Origin of the sequence: Streptomyces alboflavus (genome assembly GCF_000716675.1) — a bacterium.
Lineage (GTDB): Bacteria > Actinomycetota > Actinomycetes > Streptomycetales > Streptomycetaceae > Streptomyces > Streptomyces alboflavus.
The window spans coordinates 152019-170641 of the sequence record NZ_JNXT01000019.1; the positions used below are offsets into that span (position 1 = coordinate 152019).

Annotated in this window: 15 protein-coding genes; 12 read left to right on the plus strand and 3 right to left on the minus strand. The window is 73.1% G+C overall.

What is annotated here, in order from left to right; translation table 11 throughout:
- The first annotated feature begins 999 nt into the window (after window positions 1-999).
- From OO63_RS16740 to OO63_RS16755, 4 genes are all read left to right on the plus strand, one after another.
- A complete protein-coding gene (locus OO63_RS16740) occupies window positions 1000-2805 on the plus strand; it encodes an alpha-L-fucosidase (protein WP_033264184.1) in 1806 nt (601 codons plus the stop codon).
- A 116-nt stretch (window positions 2806-2921) separates the two neighbouring features.
- Window positions 2922-3770 (plus strand): GNAT family N-acetyltransferase, encoded by an 849-nt coding sequence (locus OO63_RS16745; protein ID WP_030362038.1) that lies wholly within the window; start codon window positions 2922-2924, stop codon window positions 3768-3770.
- A gap of 158 nt (window positions 3771-3928) precedes the next feature.
- Window positions 3929-4474 carry a GNAT family N-acetyltransferase gene (locus OO63_RS16750; protein ID WP_030362039.1) on the plus strand — a complete coding sequence of 182 codons (546 nt, stop codon included), beginning with the start codon at window positions 3929-3931 and terminating at the stop codon, window positions 4472-4474.
- A gap of 69 nt (window positions 4475-4543) precedes the next feature.
- Window positions 4544-6238, plus strand: a complete 1695-nt coding sequence (locus OO63_RS16755) for a proline--tRNA ligase (RefSeq protein ID WP_030362040.1) — start codon at window positions 4544-4546, stop codon at window positions 6236-6238.
- Between the two features lie 294 nt (window positions 6239-6532).
- Here OO63_RS16755 and OO63_RS16760 read toward each other — a convergent pair whose 3' ends face one another.
- The 3 genes from OO63_RS16760 to OO63_RS16770 all read right to left on the minus strand — a co-directional run bounded on the left by OO63_RS16760 (window position 6533) and on the right by OO63_RS16770 (window position 8750).
- Window positions 6533-7435: an aminoglycoside phosphotransferase family protein gene (locus tag OO63_RS16760; RefSeq protein ID WP_030362041.1), complete on the minus strand. Its 903-nt coding sequence runs from the start codon at window positions 7433-7435 to the stop codon at window positions 6533-6535.
- A 269-nt stretch (window positions 7436-7704) separates the two neighbouring features.
- Window positions 7705-8208 (minus strand): ferritin-like domain-containing protein, encoded by a 504-nt coding sequence (locus OO63_RS16765; RefSeq protein ID WP_033264194.1) that lies wholly within the window; start codon window positions 8206-8208, stop codon window positions 7705-7707.
- Between the two features lie 8 nt (window positions 8209-8216).
- Complete coding sequence (locus OO63_RS16770; protein WP_030362043.1) at window positions 8217-8750, minus strand: hypothetical protein; 534 nt, start codon at window positions 8748-8750, stop codon at window positions 8217-8219.
- A gap of 288 nt (window positions 8751-9038) precedes the next feature.
- Between OO63_RS16770 and rimP the strand changes: the two genes are divergently transcribed.
- The 8 genes from rimP to OO63_RS16815 form a co-directional block, all read left to right on the plus strand.
- Window positions 9039-9572: a ribosome maturation factor RimP gene (rimP, locus tag OO63_RS16775; protein ID WP_030362044.1), complete on the plus strand. Its 534-nt coding sequence runs from the start codon at window positions 9039-9041 to the stop codon at window positions 9570-9572.
- A 2-nt stretch (window positions 9573-9574) separates the two neighbouring features.
- The gene (gene nusA, locus OO63_RS16780; protein ID WP_030362045.1) at window positions 9575-10582 is read left to right on the plus strand and encodes a transcription termination factor NusA; all 1008 of its coding nucleotides are present in this window, start codon (window positions 9575-9577) and stop codon (window positions 10580-10582) included.
- A gap of 133 nt (window positions 10583-10715) precedes the next feature.
- Complete coding sequence (locus OO63_RS16785) at window positions 10716-11015, plus strand: YlxR family protein (protein WP_078619180.1); 300 nt, start codon at window positions 10716-10718, stop codon at window positions 11013-11015.
- Window positions 11016-11160: 145 nt separating this feature from the next.
- Entirely contained in the window at window positions 11161-14274 is a 3114-nt protein-coding gene (gene infB / locus OO63_RS43535) for a translation initiation factor IF-2 (RefSeq protein WP_078619181.1), read from the plus strand.
- Window positions 14275-14592: 318 nt separating this feature from the next.
- Window positions 14593-14889, plus strand: a complete 297-nt coding sequence (locus OO63_RS16800) for a DUF503 domain-containing protein (protein WP_030362049.1) — start codon at window positions 14593-14595, stop codon at window positions 14887-14889.
- A 57-nt stretch (window positions 14890-14946) separates the two neighbouring features.
- On the plus strand, window positions 14947-15441 hold the full coding sequence (gene rbfA / locus OO63_RS16805; RefSeq protein WP_030362050.1) for a 30S ribosome-binding factor RbfA: 495 nt from the start codon (window positions 14947-14949) through the stop codon (window positions 15439-15441).
- Complete coding sequence (gene truB / locus OO63_RS16810; RefSeq protein WP_030362051.1) at window positions 15438-16343, plus strand: tRNA pseudouridine(55) synthase TruB; 906 nt, start codon at window positions 15438-15440, stop codon at window positions 16341-16343. Before rbfA ends, truB begins: the two co-directional genes overlap by 4 nt.
- A 309-nt stretch (window positions 16344-16652) precedes the next feature.
- A partial coding sequence (locus OO63_RS16815; protein ID WP_346009330.1) for a trypsin-like peptidase domain-containing protein occupies window positions 16653-18623 on the plus strand: 1971 nt, incomplete at its 3' end.

Here is an 18623-nt window from a genome sequence, read left to right on the forward strand (position 1 = left end):
CGGTGACCGGGGTGGGGTGGGGCGCCCCGAGGCGGTGGTTCGGGGCGGTTCGGGTGCGGCGGATGGTCTCTGGGGCCGTCGGCGGCTCTCCCGCCGTGGGCGTGCCGCCGCTGGCGCGGCGGGATTGTCCCCGCCCGCCCACCCGTGGCTGCGGGGCGCGGGGCGCGCGAAGCCGGACTCTGCGACCCGGCGACAGTGGTTCGGGTCGGTTGGGTGCGGCGGGTGCCTTGCGGTGACTTGGCGCCCGCCCCGCCCTAGCGATGCCCGCCGCCGACGCACCGGGACGCCCGTACCCGTCCGCCCGTGGCGCCCGCCCGGATCCCACAGCATCTGGTCTCGGTCGGTTGTGGTCCTCGGGTCTGTGGCTTGTCCTGGTGTTTCCCGGGCCTCCCCGGCCGGCCGTGCCCCACCCACCCTGGTCCGCCCCGGCGCCCCCGCCCGCCGCGCCAGTGCCCGCGCGCTACCCACCCCGGGGTTTCGGGGTTCCCCAGGGTCCCACCCGTGCGGGTGGGAGGGAGCCGCCGCGCAGCGGCGGGGAGAGGTGCCGTGGGGGGGGCGAGCAGGCGGAGCGGCGCGGGCGAGGATCTTCGCGAGGGTGGGCGCGCCACCATGGGGGACGTGGTCCGGGAGGGCGACGCCTCCGTGACGACCGTGTCGCGGGTGCTCACATCGTCTTGACAGCTCCGATGTATGGCAGGACCTTGTTCGAGCACCTGGATCGAGGGAACGCCCCCTCAGGGCGGCCTCGTCCTCGCCGATGTCCGAGGGAGCCCCCGTGTTCCGTACGACTCGCAAGGTTCGCCCCCGTCAGGGCTGTGCTCCGTGGCCGACTGGCACGGTTCGGGCATCCGGTGATGCCGTCTTCGTACGGCATGCGCCCCGCGATGATTCATCCGATGACGTGGGAGCAGGTGCGCGCGTAGAGAGCATGGGCCACGACGGCGCCCCCCAGCTCACGCTCCGCAAGGTCTTCGTCAACGGAACCGAGGTCCACCACCCATGACGCCCGCCCCGAAGCGCCGCACCCGCACCAGATCCCTGCCCCTGTGGGCCGCCGCCCTCGCCCTCCTCGGCGGGCTCCTCCTCGCCGGCACCGGCACCTCCACGGCCCGCGCTCCCGCGCCCGCCGCCGACCCGCCGCGCCAGTCCATGCTCAGGAACGCCACCGCCGGGCTCTTCCTGCACTGGGGCATGTTCACCAGCCCCAAGCACTACGACTGCCGGGAGTGGGAGAAGGCCGTCACCGACGGCGGCTGGACGCCCGACTACTGGGTCGACGAGGCCAGGAAGCTCGACGCGAGCTACATCGTCCTCGCCACCTTCCACTCCCGCCTCGGCTACGCCCGCCCCTGGCCGTCGAAGATCCCCGGCACCTGCTCCACACAGCGGGACTTCCTCGGCGAGCTGATCAAGGCGGGCGAGGCCAAGGGCGTCAAGACGATCCTCTACATGACCGACGACCCCAAATGGCACGACGAGCAGGGCATCGAGACCCTCGACTCGGCCGCCTACTCCGCCCACAAGGGCCGCGACATCGACCTCACCGGCCGACCCGGATTCGGCGAGTTCTCGTACGAGAACTTCTTCGAGGTCATGGACAACTACCCCGAGCTGTCCGGCTTCTGGATCGACAACGACAACGAGTACTGGGAACAGCACAAGCTCTACGAGCAGATCCGCGAGCAGCGCCCCGACATGACGCTGAGCAACAACAACGAGGACACCGCGGCCATGGACATGGTGTCCCACGAACAGAAGACCGGCATGACCCCGGCCTACGACCAGCCCTCGGCGATCTGGACGCCCATGCCGCGCCTGACCGAGTCCTGCTACAAGGTGCCGAGCACCGGCGCCTGGTGGTACGACGGCCAGGACCGCCCGGTCGACACCGGCCTCAACGTCGGCCGCTACGTGGCCAACTCGGGCACCTCCATCAAGTCCCTGATGGACCTCCAGGCCATGGTCGACGGCAGGTTCCCGCCCCAGCAGCAGAAGTTCACCGACTTCATGAAGGACTACCTGCCGCCCGTCCGGGAGTCCCTGCACGGCGTCGACGGCGGCGGCTACCGCTACGGCGGCATGCAGCCCGGCGCGTGGAACGACGGCGCGTACGGCTACGTCACCGTCAGCCGCGCCAAGCCCACCACGCAGTACGTCCACGTCACCACCCGCCCCACCACCGGCGACCGGATCCGCCTGCGCGACAACGGCCACCGCGTCCAGCGCGTCACCGACCTGCGCACCGGCGAGCGCCTGCCCTTCGCCCAGAGCGACGGCAGCCTCACCGTCCGGTCGATCGAGGACTGGGACGCGTACGACACCGTCCTCAAGGTCGAGACCGAACGCGGCCGCGAGGGCTACTACCCGACCGGCTCCGTCAAGGCCGACGACCCCGCCCTGACCGACGGCGACTTCTCCACGTACGCGGACAACAAGGGCACCCTGCCCGTCTCCGTCACACTCGACCTCGGGAAGCGCAGGAAGGCCGCGTTCCTCGGCATCAACCAGCGCGAGTGGTCACCCACCCACAACCGCTCGACGTTCGGCAGGCCCGAGGACTCCGCCCGCATCAAGGACTACACCGTGTCCGTCAGCGACGACGGCAGACGGTGGCGGCAGATCAGAACGGGCGTCCTGGAGAGCGCCCGCGGCATCCGCTTCATCGACCTCGGCGACGACGTCCGCACCCGGCTGCTCAAGCTCGACGTGAGCACCACCTGGGCCGCCGCCACCGCCCCCAACTTCCACCGGCAACTCAAGATCGACGAGATCCAGGTCGGCCACGGGCACGTGCGGCGCCGCTGATCCCGCAGGTCGCCGCCCGGCCACCGCACCGTGACCGGGCGGCGACCGGGCGGCGCCCGAGAACCTCGCCAGGTACAGTGCGGAGATCAGCAGACCGTATGGTGAGGCCCCCGCACGTGTTGACCCAGACCACCACCAGGGTCCTCGATCCGAGTGACCTGGACGCCGCGCTCGCCGTGCTCGACCGCGAGCCGGTCGCGAACGCCTTCGTCACAGCCAGGGTGCGCGTCGCGGGCCTCGACCCGTGGCGCCTCGGCGGCGAGATGTGGGGCTGGTACGAGGACGGCATGCTGGAGTCCCTGTGCTACGCGGGCGCCAACCTCGTCCCGATCTGCGCCACCCCCCGCGCCGTCCGCGGCTTCGCCGACCGCGCCCGCAGGGCCGGACGCCGCTGCTCCTCCATCGTCGGCCCCGCCGAGCCCACCGCCCTCCTGTGGCGCCTGCTCGAACCGTCCTGGGGGCCCGCCCGCGAGGTCCGCTCCCAGCAGCCCCTGATGGTCACCGACCGGCTGCCCGACGACATCACGCCCGATCCGTACGTCCGCCGCGTCCGCAAGGACGAGATGGAGACGATCATGCCGGCGTGCGTGGCGATGTTCACCGAGGAGGTGGGCATCTCGCCACTGGCCGGGGACGGGGGCCTGCTCTACCAGGCCAGGGTCGCCGAACTCGTCGGCTCCGGCCGCTCCTTCGCCCGCATCGACGCCGAAGGACGCGTCGTCTTCAAGGCCGAGATCGGCGCGGCGACGGACCGCGCCTGCCAGGTGCAGGGCGTCTGGGTCGCGCCCGAGTACCGGGGGCAGGGGATCGCCGCCCCCGGCATGGCGGCCGTCCTGAAGTACGCCCTCGCGGACGTCTCGCCCGTCGTCAGCCTCTACGTCAACGACTTCAACACGGCGGCGCGTGCCGCGTATCGCCGGGTCGGTTTTCGGGAGGTCGGCGCGTTCATGAGCGTCCTGTTCTGAGCGCCCCGTGAGGGGCGCGGGGAACTGCGCGCTCCGCGCGCGACAAGCCGCAGACGCGTCTGCCGAGTACTGAGGCAGACGCGTCTGCGGCTTTTGCGTGGCTGGTCGCGCAGTTCGCCGCGCCCCTCACGGGGCATCCGGCGAAGTAGGGTGCCCGCATGACGGACGAAGTCGTGATCGGGCCCCTGGACCTCGCCGCGCGCGTGGACGACGCGCTGCGCGTACAGGCCCTCGCCTTCGGGCTCAGCGACGACGAGATCGCCGTGCGCCGCCAGATCGTCCTGCGGCACCTCACCCACCCCGGCGCGCGGGCGCTCGGCGCCACCACCCGCGACGGACGGCTCGTCGGCTTCGTCTACGGCATGCCCAACGACCGCGCGCACTGGTGGTCCACCGTCGTCGAGCCCTATCTGCGCGGCTGGGACCTGGACGGCTGGCTCGACGACTCCTTCGTCATCACCGAGCTGCACGTACGCCCCGGCTACCAGAACCGGGGCCTCGGCCGCGCCCTCATCACCACCGTCACCGACGCCGCCGCCGAACCCCGCTCCATCCTCTCCGCCATCGACACCGAGAGCCCCGCCCGCGCCCTGTACCGCTCCCTCGGCTACACCGACCTGGCCCGCAACGTGCTCTTCCCGAGCGCCCCCAAGCCGTACGCGGTCATGGGCGCGCCCCTGCCGCTCCGGCGCCCCGGCGGCTGAATCGATTTCCACGTGCGTACGTGCCCCGGCTAACCTGCGGCCATCACCCTTACGCAGCAGGAGATCACCATGGCCCAGGTCCAGCGCATGTCCCGTTTGATGGTCAAGACACTGCGCGACGACCCGGCGGACGCGGAGACGCTCAACCACAAGTTGCTCGTGCGCGCCGGTTACGTCCGCCGGACCGCCGCGGGCATCTGGACCTGGCTGCCGCTCGGCAAGAAGGTCTACGAGAACGTCGCCCGCGTCGTCCGCGAGGAGATGGACGCCATCGGCGGCCAGGAGGTCCTGCTCCCCGCCCTGCTGCCCAAGGAGCCCTACGAGGCAAGCGGGCGCTACGAGGAGTACGGCGACCTGCTGTTCCGCCTCAAGGACCGCAAGGGCTCCGACTACCTCCTCGGCCCCACCCACGAGGAGATCTTCACCCAGGTCGTCAAGGACCAGTGCTCGTCCTACAAGGACCTGCCGGTGATCCTCTACCAGATCCAGACCAAGTACCGCGACGAGGCCCGTCCGCGCGCGGGCGTCCTGCGCGGCCGCGAGTTCCAGATGAAGGACTCGTACTCCTTCGACGCCTCCGACGAGGGCCTCGCCGAGGCGTACGCGCTGCACCGCGCCGCCTACCAGCGCATCTTCGAGCGCCTCGGCCTGGACTACCGCATCGTGTCCGCCGTGTCCGGCGCCATGGGCGGCTCGGCGTCCGAGGAGTTCCTGGCGCCCGCGCCCGCCGGTGAGGACACCTTCGTGGACTGCCCCGAGTGCGACTACGCCGCCAACACGGAGGCCGTGACCTTCGCCCTCAAGCCGGTGCCGGCCGACGGCCACGCGGCCGTCGAGGAGCTGGACACCCCCGACACCCCCACCATCGAGACCCTCGCCGAGCACCTGGGCGTCCCGGCCTCCGCCACCCTCAAGAACCTCCTCGTCAAGGTCGACGGCGAGATCGTCGCCGTCGGCGTGCCCGGCGACCGCGAGGTCGACCTCGGCAAGCTCGGCGAGCACCTGGCGCCCGCCGAGGTCGAGCTGGTCACCGCCGAGGACTTCGTGGGCCGCGACGACCTCGTCCGCGGCTACGTCGGCCCCCAGGGCCTGGAGAAGGTCCGCTACATCGCCGACCCGCGCGTCGCGCCCGGCACCTCCTGGATCACCGGCGCCAACAAGGCCGACAAGCACGCCCGCAACGTCGTCTGCGGCCGTGACTTCGAGGTCGACGACTACGTCGACGTCGTCGTGGTCGAGGCCGGGGACCCCTGCCCCGCCTGCGGCGCCGGTCTGAAGCTGGACCGGGCCATCGAGATCGGCCACATCTTCCAGCTCGGCCGCAAGTACGCCGACACCTTCCAGCTGGACGTCCTCGGCCAGAACGGCAAGCCCGTCCGCGTCACCATGGGCTCGTACGGCATCGGCGTCTCCCGCGCCGTCGCCGCCCTCGTCGAGCAGACCGCCGACGAGCAGGGGCTCTGCTGGTCCAAGGAGATCGCCCCTGCCGACGTCCACATCGTCGCCGCCGGCAAGGCCGTCCAGACCGAGCTGGCCCTCGACGTCGCCGAGCAGCTCAACGCCGCGGGCGTCCGTGTCCTCGTCGACGACCGCGCCGGCGTCTCGCCCGGCGTCAAGTTCACCGACGCCGAGCTGATCGGCGTCCCCACGATCCTGGTCGCGGGCCGCCGGTCCGCCGACGGTGTGGTGGAGCTGAAGGACCGCCGGTCGGGGGAGCGGGAAGAGCTGTCGGTGGCCGACGCGATTGCTCGCCTCACGGCGTAAGGGGGGCGGGGGCTCCCGGCGCCGAGGGCTCCCCACACCCCCCTCCGCGGGTGGGCCGCCGCACCCTCGATCGCGCTGCGCGCTCGTCCTCAAACGCCGGACAGGCTCTCTCCCACCCGCCCGCCCATGCTTCTGCCGGGGCTGACCGACAGCCCGGCACCCTCAGGCCCGCATCGGCGAGATTTCAGCCCGTCCGGCGTTTGAGGACGAGGCGCGGAGCGCCGATCAGCCGGGGGTCTGGGGGCGCAGCCCCCGGTTTCGGGAAGGGGTGGGGTTGGGGAGCCCCCGGCAGGGCTACACCCACCCCGCGAACTCCAGCAGCAACTCCGCGTCCTGGTCCCGGCCCACTCGTAGGGCCCGGACACCGGACTCGACGGCCCGGAACAGCGTCCACCCGCGCAGCCGCTCGGGATCCACGTCCAACGACTCGGCCAACCGCTTCACCCGCCGCCGCGTCACCGCCGCCCCCGACGGCGACGCGATCAGATCCTCCACCCGGTCCCGCACCAGCCGAGCCAGGTCGAACGCGGCCTCCCCGACCACCGGATCGGGCCCCACGGCCAGCCACGGCACCCGCTCGGCCGCGAGCACCTTGCTCTGCCGGAACGTCCCGTGCAGCAGCAGCCCGCCCCCCTCCGAGGGCACGGACCCGAGCAGCTCGTCGCGCGCGGCGAGAGCGGCGTCCACGAGCGGCCGGGCGTCCGGATCGGAGCACGCGGCCATCGCCTCGGCCTGCCGCCCCGTCCGCTCGGCGACGGTCTCGAACCGGTGCCCGGCCGGCGGCGCCACCCACAGCCGGCGCAAGGTCCCGGCCGCCTCCAGCATGGACTTGGCCTCGGGCAGGGACCGCACGGACACGTCCCGCTGCAACCGTTCGACGAGCAGCGCCCCGTCGGCGGCGTCCAGGAGCCGCGCGGCCCCCATCCCGCCCCAGTGGGCGAGCGCCGCCCGCTCGCTGTCGGGCCGGGACCGGGGCGGCACCAGCTTGAGCACGGCGGGCGTACCTTCGCGCGTCCGGACGAGTACGACGAGGCTGCTGCGGCCACCGGGCACCTGCACCCGCTCCACGGTCAGCCCGTGCCGTGCGACGGCCTCCTCGGCCAGTTCGGGCAGGCGGTGCAGCCAGTCGTCGGTGGCGGCGTCGCGCGTCGCCTCGCCGAGCGCACGGACGAGGCGCGGCGGCGGTTCGAAAGCCATGCGCGAGATGTTCCCTTCCCGGTCGCCCGAAGGCGTTCGTGTTCCGACTGCCCGAGGGCGGACGTACGTGGCGGCGCACCCGCGCCAGAGCTGAGCCCATGCCGTCGGCGTGCTCACACCGAAGGCCTGCTCACGCCGACGGCGCCCGCACGCCCCAAGGCCGCTCACGCCGACAGCGCACCCGCGCCCCAGCCTCACTCACCCCGACAGCGCCCGCACGCCCCAGCAGCACTCACCCCGACAGTGGCTCCCCCCTGCCCCAAGTGCCCTCACGCCCCCGGTGACGCGCCCGCGGCGCCGTCTGCCGACGCCCGGGAGCGCTCCGCGAGCCCAGGGAAGGCTACGCTCCCTCCGCGCCAGCGCGCCGCCCGCACCGCCGCCTCCCGCAGGGACTCGGCCGCGGCGCCGCGGCGGGCGCCCTCGGTCGCGCGGACCAGATCGGAGTAGACCGCGGCGACCCGCTCCTCCAGCTCGGCCGCCAGGCGGACGGCCGCCGCCGAGTCGGGCACCGGGAACGGCAGGGCGTACGCCGCGGCGGAGGGCTCGGGCTCGCCGCCGAGGCCGCGTACCGTCCGCCGGAGCTCGTCCCGGCGCGCGCGGTGCGCGTCGTACGCCGTGCGTGCGTCCGCCCGCCGCTCGTCGCCGATCCGGCCGCCCACGACGCCGTAGCCGTAGACAGCCGCGTGCTCGGCCCGCAGGGCCGCCTGCAGGGCCTTCAGCTCGGGTTCTCTGTCGGTCTTGCTGTCCGCTTCTCCGTCCGCGTCCGCGCGGATCTCTCGGCTCACTTGTCGTCCTCCGTCAGCAGGTACGCGTGCGCGGCGCCCGCCGCCGCGACCGACGCGAGCAGTCGGGCCAGTTCGGCGGGGGCGTCCAGGAGCTGCTTGCCGCGCCGCCGGGCCAGTTCCCGCTCCGCCCCGGCCAGGAACCGCAGGGCGTCCCGCTCGCCGTCCGGGACGGACACCGGGGCGGGGGAGGGAGCCTTGGCGGACTTGGGCGACTTGGCGGGCGTGGGCTCGGGGTCCGCGTCGAACGCCTTCTCGTGCCGCGCCACCTCCGCCCGCAGCGGCCGCAGCAGCCCCGCCAGGGGAGCGTGCGCCGCGAGCACGGCGTCGTACCGCCGCAGCAGCTCGGCACTGTCCCGCGCCGCACGCGCGCGCAGCCGGTCGTCGGCGGAAGGGCGGCCGTCGCCGGAGGAGTCGCCGGAGCCGGAGCACCCGGCGAGCAGCGTGGTGCCGGCCGCGGCGGCGGCCCCGGTCAGCAGGCTCCTTCGGCGCGGGCCCGGACGGGTCCACGAAGGGGTGAGATACGACGGCACGGCAGACGTCCTCGGAAAGGTTGGCCGCTAGGGCAGGGAGGGCAGGGGCGAGGGGGGTGCGGAGAGGAGTGCGGGAGTGCGGGGGAGGGGGGAGCCCTCGGGTGACGGGAGGTCCGGGCGCGGGCCCGGTGATCACCGTACCTGCGCCCTGTCCTCGTACGCGCGATCGGCTCGTACCGGGGTGTGCGGAGCCCCGGCGGTGGACGGCAACACCCTCCGCGACCGGATACCCTTTGACCTGACACGCGACGATCCCACAACAGCACACGCGGCCGAGGAGTCACCCGGATGAGCACCACCCAGAGCGAGAGGCTGCGAGAACTGCTGGAACCGCTCGTCAGCTCGAAGGACCTGGATCTCGAAGAGATCGAAGTGGCCTCGGTCGGACGCAAGCGGGTGCTGCGGGTCGTCGTCGACTCCGACGACGGCGTGGATCTGGACCGCATCGCCGAGCTGAGCCGCGAGTTCTCCGCGAAGCTCGACGAGTCGGACGCGATGGGCGACGGCGAGTACACGCTCGAGGTCGGCTCCCCGGGCGCCGAGCGCCCCCTCAAGGAACGGCGCCACTACGTACGCGCCATCGGACGCCTCGCGAAGTTCCAGCTCACCGAGGGCGGCGAGCTGACCGCGCGGATCCTGAAGGTCGACGACGAGGGCGTGGACCTCGAAGTGCCCGGAGTGAAGGGCCGCAAGCCCACCGCCCGCAGGCTCGCCTTCACGGAGATCGCCAAGGCGCGCGTCGAGGTGGAGTTCAGCCGCAAGCCCGCAGGCGACAACGACGACAACGACGAGAAGAACGTGAAGGAAGAGGAGGAGGCGTAGCCGTGGACATCGACATGAGTGCCCTGCGAGGTCTGGTGCGGGAGAAGGAGATCTCCTTCGACCTGCTGGTCGAGGCGATCGAGTCGGCCCTCCTCATCGCCTACCACCGCACCGAGGGAAGCCGCCGCCACGCGCGCGTGAAGCTCGACCGCGAGAGCGGTCACGTGACGGTCTGGGCGAAGGAGGACCCCGAAGACCTCGAGGAGGGCCAGGAGCCCCGCGAGTTCGACGACACCCCGTCCGACTTCGGCCGCATCGCCGCCACCACCGCCAAGCAGGTCATCCTGCAGCGGCTGCGCGACGCGGAGGACGACGCGACCCTCGGCGAGTACGCGGGCCGTGAGGGCGACATCGTCACCGGTGTCGTCCAGCAGGGCCGCGACCCGAAGAACGTGCTTGTCGACATCGGCAAGCTGGAGGCCATCCTGCCCGTGCAGGAGCAGGTGCCGGGCGAGGAGTACCCGCACGGCATGCGCCTGCGCAGCTATGTGGTGCGGGTCGCCAAGGGCGTGCGCGGCCCGTCCGTGACGCTCTCGCGCACCCACCCGAACCTGGTCAAGAAGCTGTTCGCGCTCGAGGTACCGGAGATCGCCGACGGGTCCGTGGAGATCGCCGCCATCGCGCGCGAGGCCGGGCACCGCACCAAGATCGCGGTCCGTTCGACCCGCTCGGGCCTGAACGCCAAGGGCGCCTGCATCGGCCCGATGGGCAGCCGGGTGCGCAACGTGATGGCCGAGCTCAACGGCGAGAAGATCGACATCGTGGACTGGTCGGACGACCCGGGCGACATGGTGGCCCACGCCCTGTCCCCGGCCCGCGTCAGCAAGGTCGAGATCGTCGACCTGGCCGGCCGTTCCGCCCGCGTGACGGTGCCGGACTACCAGCTCTCGCTGGCGATCGGCAAGGAGGGCCAGAACGCCCGCCTCGCCGCCCGCCTCACCGGCTGGCGCATCGACATCCGGCCGGACACCGAGCTGCCCGAGCACGCGGCGCGGGACTCCGAGGGCTGATCGGACCGGTCGCTCCGGGTTCCCCGGCCCCCACGGGGTCCCGGGGCTCCCGGGTTCCTGAACTGATCAAGACAACATCCGTTCGATTCTTGCCCCAAAGGGGTGAGGTCGGTGCGGGGAGGTAGACTTAAGCGTGTCTGGCCGGACGCATGCCCGAGCATGCCCTGAGCGCACCTGTGTGGGGTGCCGGGAGCGAGCGGCCAAGAGTGAGCTGCTGCGCATCGTGGCGATCGAGGGCATCTGCGCCCCCGACCCAAGCGGTACGCTGCCCGGCCGGGGTGCGTATGTACACCCCGCCCTGGTCTGTCTCGACCTGGCGCTCCGCCGCCGGGCGTTCCCGCGGGCCCTTCGGGTCCAGGGACCGCTCGACACCGCGGAACTGCGCCGGAATGTCGAGGCTGCCGAGACCGTTGCCCAGCAGGCAACACCGTAGGAAGTGCCGCACGGAACCCCATGCGGCCCTGGTACCCCGCGAGTTGGAAGTAGGTCGAGATTGCGATGAGCACTCGATGAGCACGCGATGAGTACGCCCATGAAGTAGCGACGGTCCGGCGTAACCCGGACCTAAAAGGAGCGAAGTGGCTAAGGTCCGGGTATACGAGCTCGCCAAGGAGTTCGGCGTGGAGAGCAAGGTCGTCATGGCCAAGCTCCAGGAACTCGGTGAATTCGTACGTTCGGCGTCCTCGACGATCGAGGCGCCCGTAGTACGCAAACTGACTGACGCATTGCAGCAGGGCGGCGGCAACGGCAAGTCCGCCGCCAAGCCCGGGGCGCCCCGCAAGGCGGCCGCCCCCAAGCCGGGGACCCCGTCGGCCCCCTCTCCCGCGCAGGCCGCCAAGCCGGCCGCGCCCAAGCCGCCGGCGCCCAAGCCGGCCGCTGCCGACAAGCCCGCCGCGGCGCCCGCTCCGGGCCCCCGCCCGGGTCCGGTCGCGCCCAAGCCCGTGACGCCGAAGCCCGCTCCGGCGGCTCCGGCTCCGGCCGCGCCCGAGTTCACCGCACCCCCGGCCGCCCCGGCGCCCCAGGCTCCGGCAGCGTCGTCGGGGACCTCGGCCCCGGCGGGCCCGCGTCCCGGCGCCCGCCCCGGTGCCCCCAAGCCCGGAGGCCGTCCGGCCCCCGGCCAGGGCCAGGGTCAGGGCCAGCGCGGCGGCGACCGCGGCGACCGTCAGGGTGCCCCGCGCCCCGGCGGCCAGGGTGGCGCCCCGCGTCCGGGCGGCCGTCCGGCAGGACCGCGCCCGGGCAACAACCCCTTCACCTCTGGTGGCTCCACCGGCATGGCGCGCCCGCAGGCGCCCCGTCCGGGCGGCGCCCCGCGCCCCGGCGGCCAGGGTGCCCCCGGCGGCCCGCGCCCGCAGGGCCAGGGCCAGGGCGGCGGCCAGGGTGGTCCCCGTCCGCAGGGTCAGGGCGGCGCTCGTCCGTCCCCGGCCGGAATGCCGCGCCCGCAGGCGCCGCGTCCGGGCGGTGCCCCCGGCGGTAACCGTCCGAACCCGGGCATGATGCCGCAGCGTCCCGCCGCGGGCCCGCGTCCCGGTGGTGGCCCCGGCGGTGGCCGCGGCCCTGGTGGCGGCGGTCGTCCCGGTGGCGGTGGCGGCGGTCGTCCCGGCTTCGCCGGTCGTCCCGGTGGTCCCGGTGGCGGCGGCGGTGGCTTCGCCGGTCGTCCGGGTGGTCCCGGTGGCGGCGGCGGTGCCGGTCGTCCCGGTGGTGGCGGCGGCTTCGGCGGTCGTCCCGGCTTCGGTGGCCGTCCCGGTGGTCCCGGTGGCCGCGGTGGCACGCAGGGCGCCTTCGGCCGTCCCGGCGGTCCCGCGCGTCGCGGTCGCAAGTCGAAGCGGCAGAGGCGCCAGGAGTACGAGGCCATGCAGGCCCCGTCGGTCGGCGGCGTGATGCTGCCGCGCGGCAACGGCGAGACCGTTCGCCTGTCGCGTGGTGCCTCCCTCACCGACTTCGCCGAGAAGATCAACGCCAACCCGGCGTCGCTCGTCGCGGTGATGATGAACCTCGGCGAGATGGTCACGGCCACGCAGTCCGTCTCCGACGAGACGCTGCAGCTCCTCGGCGACGAGATGAACTACACCGTTCAGATCGTCAGCCCCGAGGAGGAGGACCGCGAGCTGCTCGAGTCGTTCTCCATCGAGTTCGGCGAGGACGAGGGCGGCGAAGAGGCCCTCATGTCCCGTCCGCCGGTCGTGACCGTCATGGGTCACGTCGACCACGGAAAGACCCGACTGCTCGACGCCATCCGCAAGACGAACGTCATCGCGGGCGAGGCCGGCGGCATCACGCAGCACATCGGTGCGTACCAGGTCGCCACCGAGGTCAACGGCGAGGACCGCGCGATCACCTTCATCGACACCCCGGGTCACGAGGCGTTCACCGCCATGCGTGCCCGTGGTGCGAAGTCGACCGACATCGCGATCCTCGTGGTGGCGGCCAACGACGGTGTGATGCCCCAGACGATCGAGGCGCTGAACCACGCCAAGGCGGCCGACGTGCCGATCGTGGTCGCGGTCAACAAGATCGACGTCGAGGGCGCGGACCCGACCAAGGTGCGCGGTCAGCTCACCGAGTTCGGTCTGGTGGCCGAGGAGTACGGCGGCGACACGATGTTCGTCGACATCTCCGCCAAGCAGGGCCTCAACATCGACTCCCTGCTCGAGGCCGTCGTCCTCACCGCCGACGCCTCGCTCGACCTGCGGGCCAACCCGGAGCAGGACGCGCAGGGCATCGCGATCGAGGCGCACCTGGACAAGGGCCGCGGCGCCGTCGCGACCGTCCTGGTCCAGCGCGGCACGCTGCGCGTCGGAGACACGATGGTCGCCGGCGACGCGTACGGCCGAGTCCGCGCGATGCTCGACGACAAGGGCGAGACCGTGGAAGAGGCGGGTCCCTCGACCCCGGTCCTCGTCCTCGGCCTCACCAACGTCCCGGGCGCGGGCGACAACTTCCTGGTCGTCGACGAGGACCGTACGGCCCGTCAGATCGCCGAGAAGCGTGCCGCCCGTGAGCGCAACGCCGCGTTCGCCAAGCGCGTCCGCCGTGTCTCGCTCGAGGACCTGGACAAGGTGCTCAAGGCCGGCGAGATCCAGCAGCTCAACCTCATCATCAAGGGTGACGCTTCTGGTTCCGTCGAGGCCCTGGAGTCCTCCCTGCTCCAGCTGGACGTCGGCGAGGAGGTCGACATCCGCGTGCTGCACCGCGGCGTGGGTGCGGTCACCGAGTCGGACATCGACCTGGCCATGGGCTCCGACGCCATCGTCATCGGCTTCAACGTCCGCGCGGCAGGCCGTGCCGCGCAGATGGCGGAGCGCGAGGGCGTCGACGTCCGCTACTACTCGGTGATCTACCAGGCCATCGAGGAGATCGAGGCGGCCCTCAAGGGCATGCTCAAGCCGGAGTACGAAGAGGTCGAGCTCGGCACGGCGGAGATCCGCGAGGTCTTCCGCTCGTCCAAGCTGGGCAACATCGCGGGTGTGCTCATCCGCTCCGGCGAGGTCAAGCGCAACACCAAGGCCCGGCTCCTGCGCGATGGCAAGGTCATCGCCGAGAGCCTCAACATCGAGGGCCTGCGTCGTTTCAAGGACGACGTCACCGAGATCCGCGAAGGGTTCGAGGGCGGTATCAACCTCGGCAACTTCAACGACATCAAGGTGGACGACGTCATCGCGACGTACGAGATGCGCGAGAAGCCGCGGGCTTAGCGTTCTCGGTCGGGGGTCGCCCGGGGGTTCCCCCCTGGGCGGCCCCCGGCTTCATATGGGGCTGCGCCCCTGTCCCCGCCTTTCGGCGCTTCGCGCCTCGTCCTCAAGCGCCGGACGGGCTAGAACTCACCGGCACAATTTCCAGCCCCTCCGGCGATTGAGGAGCGGGGTCTGGGGCGGAGCCCCAGGTACGGGACGGGTAGGGGCGGCGGGGGCGAAACTCCGTCGAGTGAACGCGTCCCGCGTTGTACGGTTCTGGTGACCCTGCCAACCGTGCGCAGGGCGCGATCCCGCACCGGCGGGTTATCCGGGACACACATGTATGTGGGGACTCTGTCCTTCGACCTGCTCCTCGGCGACGTACATTCGCTGAAGGAGAAGCGCTCCCTCGTCCGCCCGATCGTGGCGGAACTCCAGCGGAAGTACGCGGTGAGCGTGGCGGAGGTCGGCCACCAGGAACTGCACCGCAGGAGCGAGATCGGCCTCGCGCTGGTCTCCGGGGACGCGGGGCACATCACGGACGTACTGGACCGGTGCGAACGGCTCGTCGCCGCCCGGCCCGAAGTGGAGCTGCTGTCCGTACGGCGGCGCTTCCACGGTGACGATGACGACTGAACGACTTGATCGACCTGAACGACCAGCGACGAGCACAGCACAGAAGGAGACGGAGCAGTGGCCGACAACGCGCGGGCGAAGAGGCTGGCGGACCTCATCCGAGAGGTGGTGGCCCAGAAGCTGCAGCGCGGGATCAAGGACCCGCGGCTCGGCTCGCATGTCACCATCACGGACACCCGGGTCACCGGTGACCTGCGGGAGGCGACCGTCTTCTACACGGTCTACGGGGACGACGAGGAGCGCGCGGCCGCGGCCGCGGGCCTGGAGAGCGCCAAGGGCGTGCTCCGCTCCGAGGTCGGCCGGGCGGCGGGTGTGAAGTTCACGCCGACGCTCACCTTCGTGGCGGACGCCCTCCCGGACAACGCCCGGGCCATCGAGGACCTCCTCGACCGGGCGCGCGCCTCGGACGCGAAGGTCCGTGAGGCGTCCGCGGGCGCCGATTTCGCGGGCGGCGCCGACCCGTACCGCAAGCCGGAGACCGAAGATGACGCGGCAGATGCCGCAGACGCCGCCGACGGCACCGCCGGCAAGGACGGCGACGCCTCGTCATGACCAAGCGCAGCACCACGCCGGACGGCCTTGTCATCGTCGACAAGCCGTCCGGCTTCACTTCGCACGACGTGGTCGCCAAGATGCGGGGCATCGCCAAGACCCGCCGCGTCGGGCACGCGGGCACGCTCGACCCGATGGCGACGGGCGTCCTCGTGCTCGGCGTCGAGCGGGCCACGAAGCTGCTCGGCCACCTGGCGCTCACCGAGAAGGAGTACCTCGGCACGATCCGCCTCGGCCAGGCCACCGTCACGGACGACGCGGAGGGTGAGATCACCTCGTCCGCGGACGCCTCCGGCGTCAAGCGCGACGCCGTCGACGCGGGCATCGCCAAGCTGTCCGGCGCCATCATGCAGGTCCCGTCGAAGGTCAGCGCCATCAAGATCGACGGCAAGCGGTCCTACGCGCGCGCCCGCCAGGGCGAGGACTTCGAGATCCCGGCCCGGCCCGTCACGGTCTCCTCCTTCCAGGTGTACGACATCCGGGACGCGGTCGCCGAGGACGGCACCCCCGTCCTGGACCTGGTCGTGTCCGTCGTCTGCTCCTCCGGTACGTACATCCGCGCCCTCGCCCGTGACCTCGGCGCCGACCTGGGCGTCGGCGGCCACCTCACGGCGCTGCGCCGCACCCGCGTCGGGCCGTACAAGCTGGACTCGGCGAAGACCCTCGACCAGCTCCAGGAGGAGCTGACGGTGATGCCGGTCGCCGACGCGGCCACCGCGGCGTTCCCCCGCTGGGACGTCGACGAGAAGCGGGCGCGGCTGCTCGCCAACGGCGTGCGGATCGACATGCCGGACGAGTACACGGGCGCCGGGCCCGTCGCCGTCTTCGGACCCGAGGGCCGCTTCCTGGTGCTCGCGGAGGAGTCGAAGGGCAAGGCGAAGAGCCTCGCCGTCTTCTCCTGACCCGCAGTCCGTCTTCTCCTGACCTACGGTCAGTTCGCTGGCGCGGAGCGGGAGTTGTGGCGCGGAAGCTGCGCCCGCTCGGCGGTCCGTGCGGCGTGGGACCTGTTGTGGAGCGGCGGACGGTGGTCCGCCGCTCCACAGTCCCCCCTCCAGAAGGTCTATCCATCCCCACCCGCCGATTCACCCCAACGGGCAGGCGCTCGGAGTGAACCGAGGGAGCGGAAGGGGGCGCGTTCGGCTCGCGTTCTGTCCGGCTGATCATCGCCGACCTACGGTCGGAGGTACGGGGTGCGGCTGGGAGGTTCGAGCATGGCGGGACGGGGCCCGCGAGCCCGGGGCGGCGCGGAGCGGGACCGGGGCCGGAGCGATCGGAGCAACCGGAGCGACCGGAGCGTCCCGAGTGCATGGACGGTGGGTCGGGACGCGTGGCGCGAGCCCGAGCGGTCCCTGGTGCGGATCTGCGACCTGGCCGGGCGGCCGCGCGGCCACGGCTTCGCCGCCGACGACCACGGCACCGTCGTCACCAGCCACGAGGCGGTCGACGGCCTCGCCCGGATAGTGCTGCACGCGCCCGGCGAGCGCACCTGCGTCGTCACCGCCGACGCCGTCACCGCGCTCCCCGAGACCGACCTCGCCCTCGTCCGCACCGACGGCCTCGACCTGCGCCCGCTGCCCGTCACCGCGCGCGACGGCGTGGAGGTCGGCTCGTACGTCCGCATCGCCACCGGTGGCTGGCGCCAGGCCCGGGTCCTCGACTCGGCCGCCGTCACCTACACCGCCACGGACCGCTTCCACCTCCTCGACGCCGCCATGGAGCTGGCCATCGGCACCGACGGGGCGGACGCGCTGCGCCTCGGCGGCGGCGCCGCGGGCGGGCCCGTCGTCGACGCCGCGTCCGGCGCTGTCCTCGCTGTCCTCGCCACCGCGCTGCAGGCCCCGCACCGCGCCGCCGGGTTCGCCGTGCCGCTGCGGGCCGCCGCCGCAGCCGACCCCGGCGGGCCGCTCGCCGGCCTGCTCGCCCGCAACGCGGCGACCGTGCCCGGCTTCGGCCGCGACCTGAACCTCGCGGGCGCGCTGCACCTCACGGCCACCTCGCTCGGCTCCGACGGGCCGCGCGCACTCGACCCCGAACCGGTCGAACGCCCCGACACCTGCCGGGAGTTCACCCGCTTCACCGCCGGACCCGCGCGCGTGCTCGGCCTCGTCGGCGACCCCGGCACCGGCCGCACCACCGAACTCGCCGCCCTCGCCCGCCGCCGCGCCCGGGGCGCCGAACCCGCCCCCACCCTGTGGCTGCGCGGCGCCGACCTCAGGGACGAGGACACCTCCGTGGCCGACGCGGCGGCCCGCGCCCTGGAGCGGGCCGGGCGCATCCTCGCCGCGTCCGACGCGACGGTCGGCGGCGACGAGGGGCTCGGCGACATCTCCCCGGGGCGGGTCGCCCGCCTCGCCCGGGACGCCGGACGGCCGCTGCTGCTCCTGCTCGACGGGCCCGAGGAGATGCCGCCCGTGCTCGCCCACCGGCTCGCCGGGTGGAGCGCGGGGACGGCCGGATGGCTGCGGGACACCGGGGCGCGGCTCGTCGTGGCCTGCCGCGCGGAGTACTGGGAGCAGGCCGGGGCCCACTTCCCGCCCGAGCTGCTGCACCTCCCGGACGGCGCCGCGGCGGCCGACCGCGCACGGGCCGCGCTGCCCGGGTGCGTACGCCTCGGCGAACTGCCGGAGCCGCAGGCGCGCTCGGCCCGCGAGCGGTACGGCATCGCGGACGGCGCGCTCGCCGACGCCGACTCCGGGCATCCCCTGACGCTGCGGCTCCTGTCCGAGGTCACGGCGGCCCTGCCGGACGCCGCGCCCGCGGGGCGGCCCTGCCGCGAGGAGGTGTTCGCCGCCCACCTCGACCTCCTCTGCCTGCGCGTCGCCGTGCGCCTCGCCGCCGACAGCGGGCTGCGCGGCACGGCCGTACGGCGCCTCGCGGCGAAGGTGTCCGGCCAGGTCAACGAGGCCGCCCGGCGCTGCCTCGGCCCCGGTCAGGGGCAGCTCGACCGTCCCGCCTTCGAGCGGGTCTTCCCCTGGGGCGTGCTGCCCGGCAAGGGTGCCGACACCTGCACGGGCTGGGCCTCGGCGGTCCTCACCGAAGGCCTCCTCGTCCCCGCGGGCCCCGGCTACCGCTTCGCCCACGAGGAGCTGGGCGACTGGCTCCAGGGCCTCCACCTCGACGTCGACGCGGCCCTGACCTCCCTGACCCTGCGCCACGCCCACCCCTCCACCCCGCCCCCACCC

What these genes read in the sequence shown, in the direction of transcription:
- truB (WP_030362051.1), top strand. Translation starts at nt 15,438, where the DNA reads ATGACCAAGCGCAGCACCACGCCGGACGGCCTTGTCATCGTCGACAAG.
- OO63_RS16760 (WP_030362041.1), bottom strand. Translation starts at nt 7,435, where the DNA reads ATGGCTTTCGAACCGCCGCCGCGCCTCGTCCGTGCGCTCGGCGAGGCG.
- rimP (WP_030362044.1), top strand. Translation starts at nt 9,039, where the DNA reads ATGAGCACCACCCAGAGCGAGAGGCTGCGAGAACTGCTGGAACCGCTC.
- OO63_RS16755 (WP_030362040.1), top strand. Translation starts at nt 4,544, where the DNA reads ATGGCCCAGGTCCAGCGCATGTCCCGTTTGATGGTCAAGACACTGCGC.
- OO63_RS16800 (WP_030362049.1), top strand. Translation starts at nt 14,593, where the DNA reads ATGTATGTGGGGACTCTGTCCTTCGACCTGCTCCTCGGCGACGTACAT.
- OO63_RS16740 (WP_033264184.1), top strand. Translation starts at nt 1,000, where the DNA reads ATGACGCCCGCCCCGAAGCGCCGCACCCGCACCAGATCCCTGCCCCTG.
- OO63_RS16750 (WP_030362039.1), top strand. Translation starts at nt 3,929, where the DNA reads ATGACGGACGAAGTCGTGATCGGGCCCCTGGACCTCGCCGCGCGCGTG.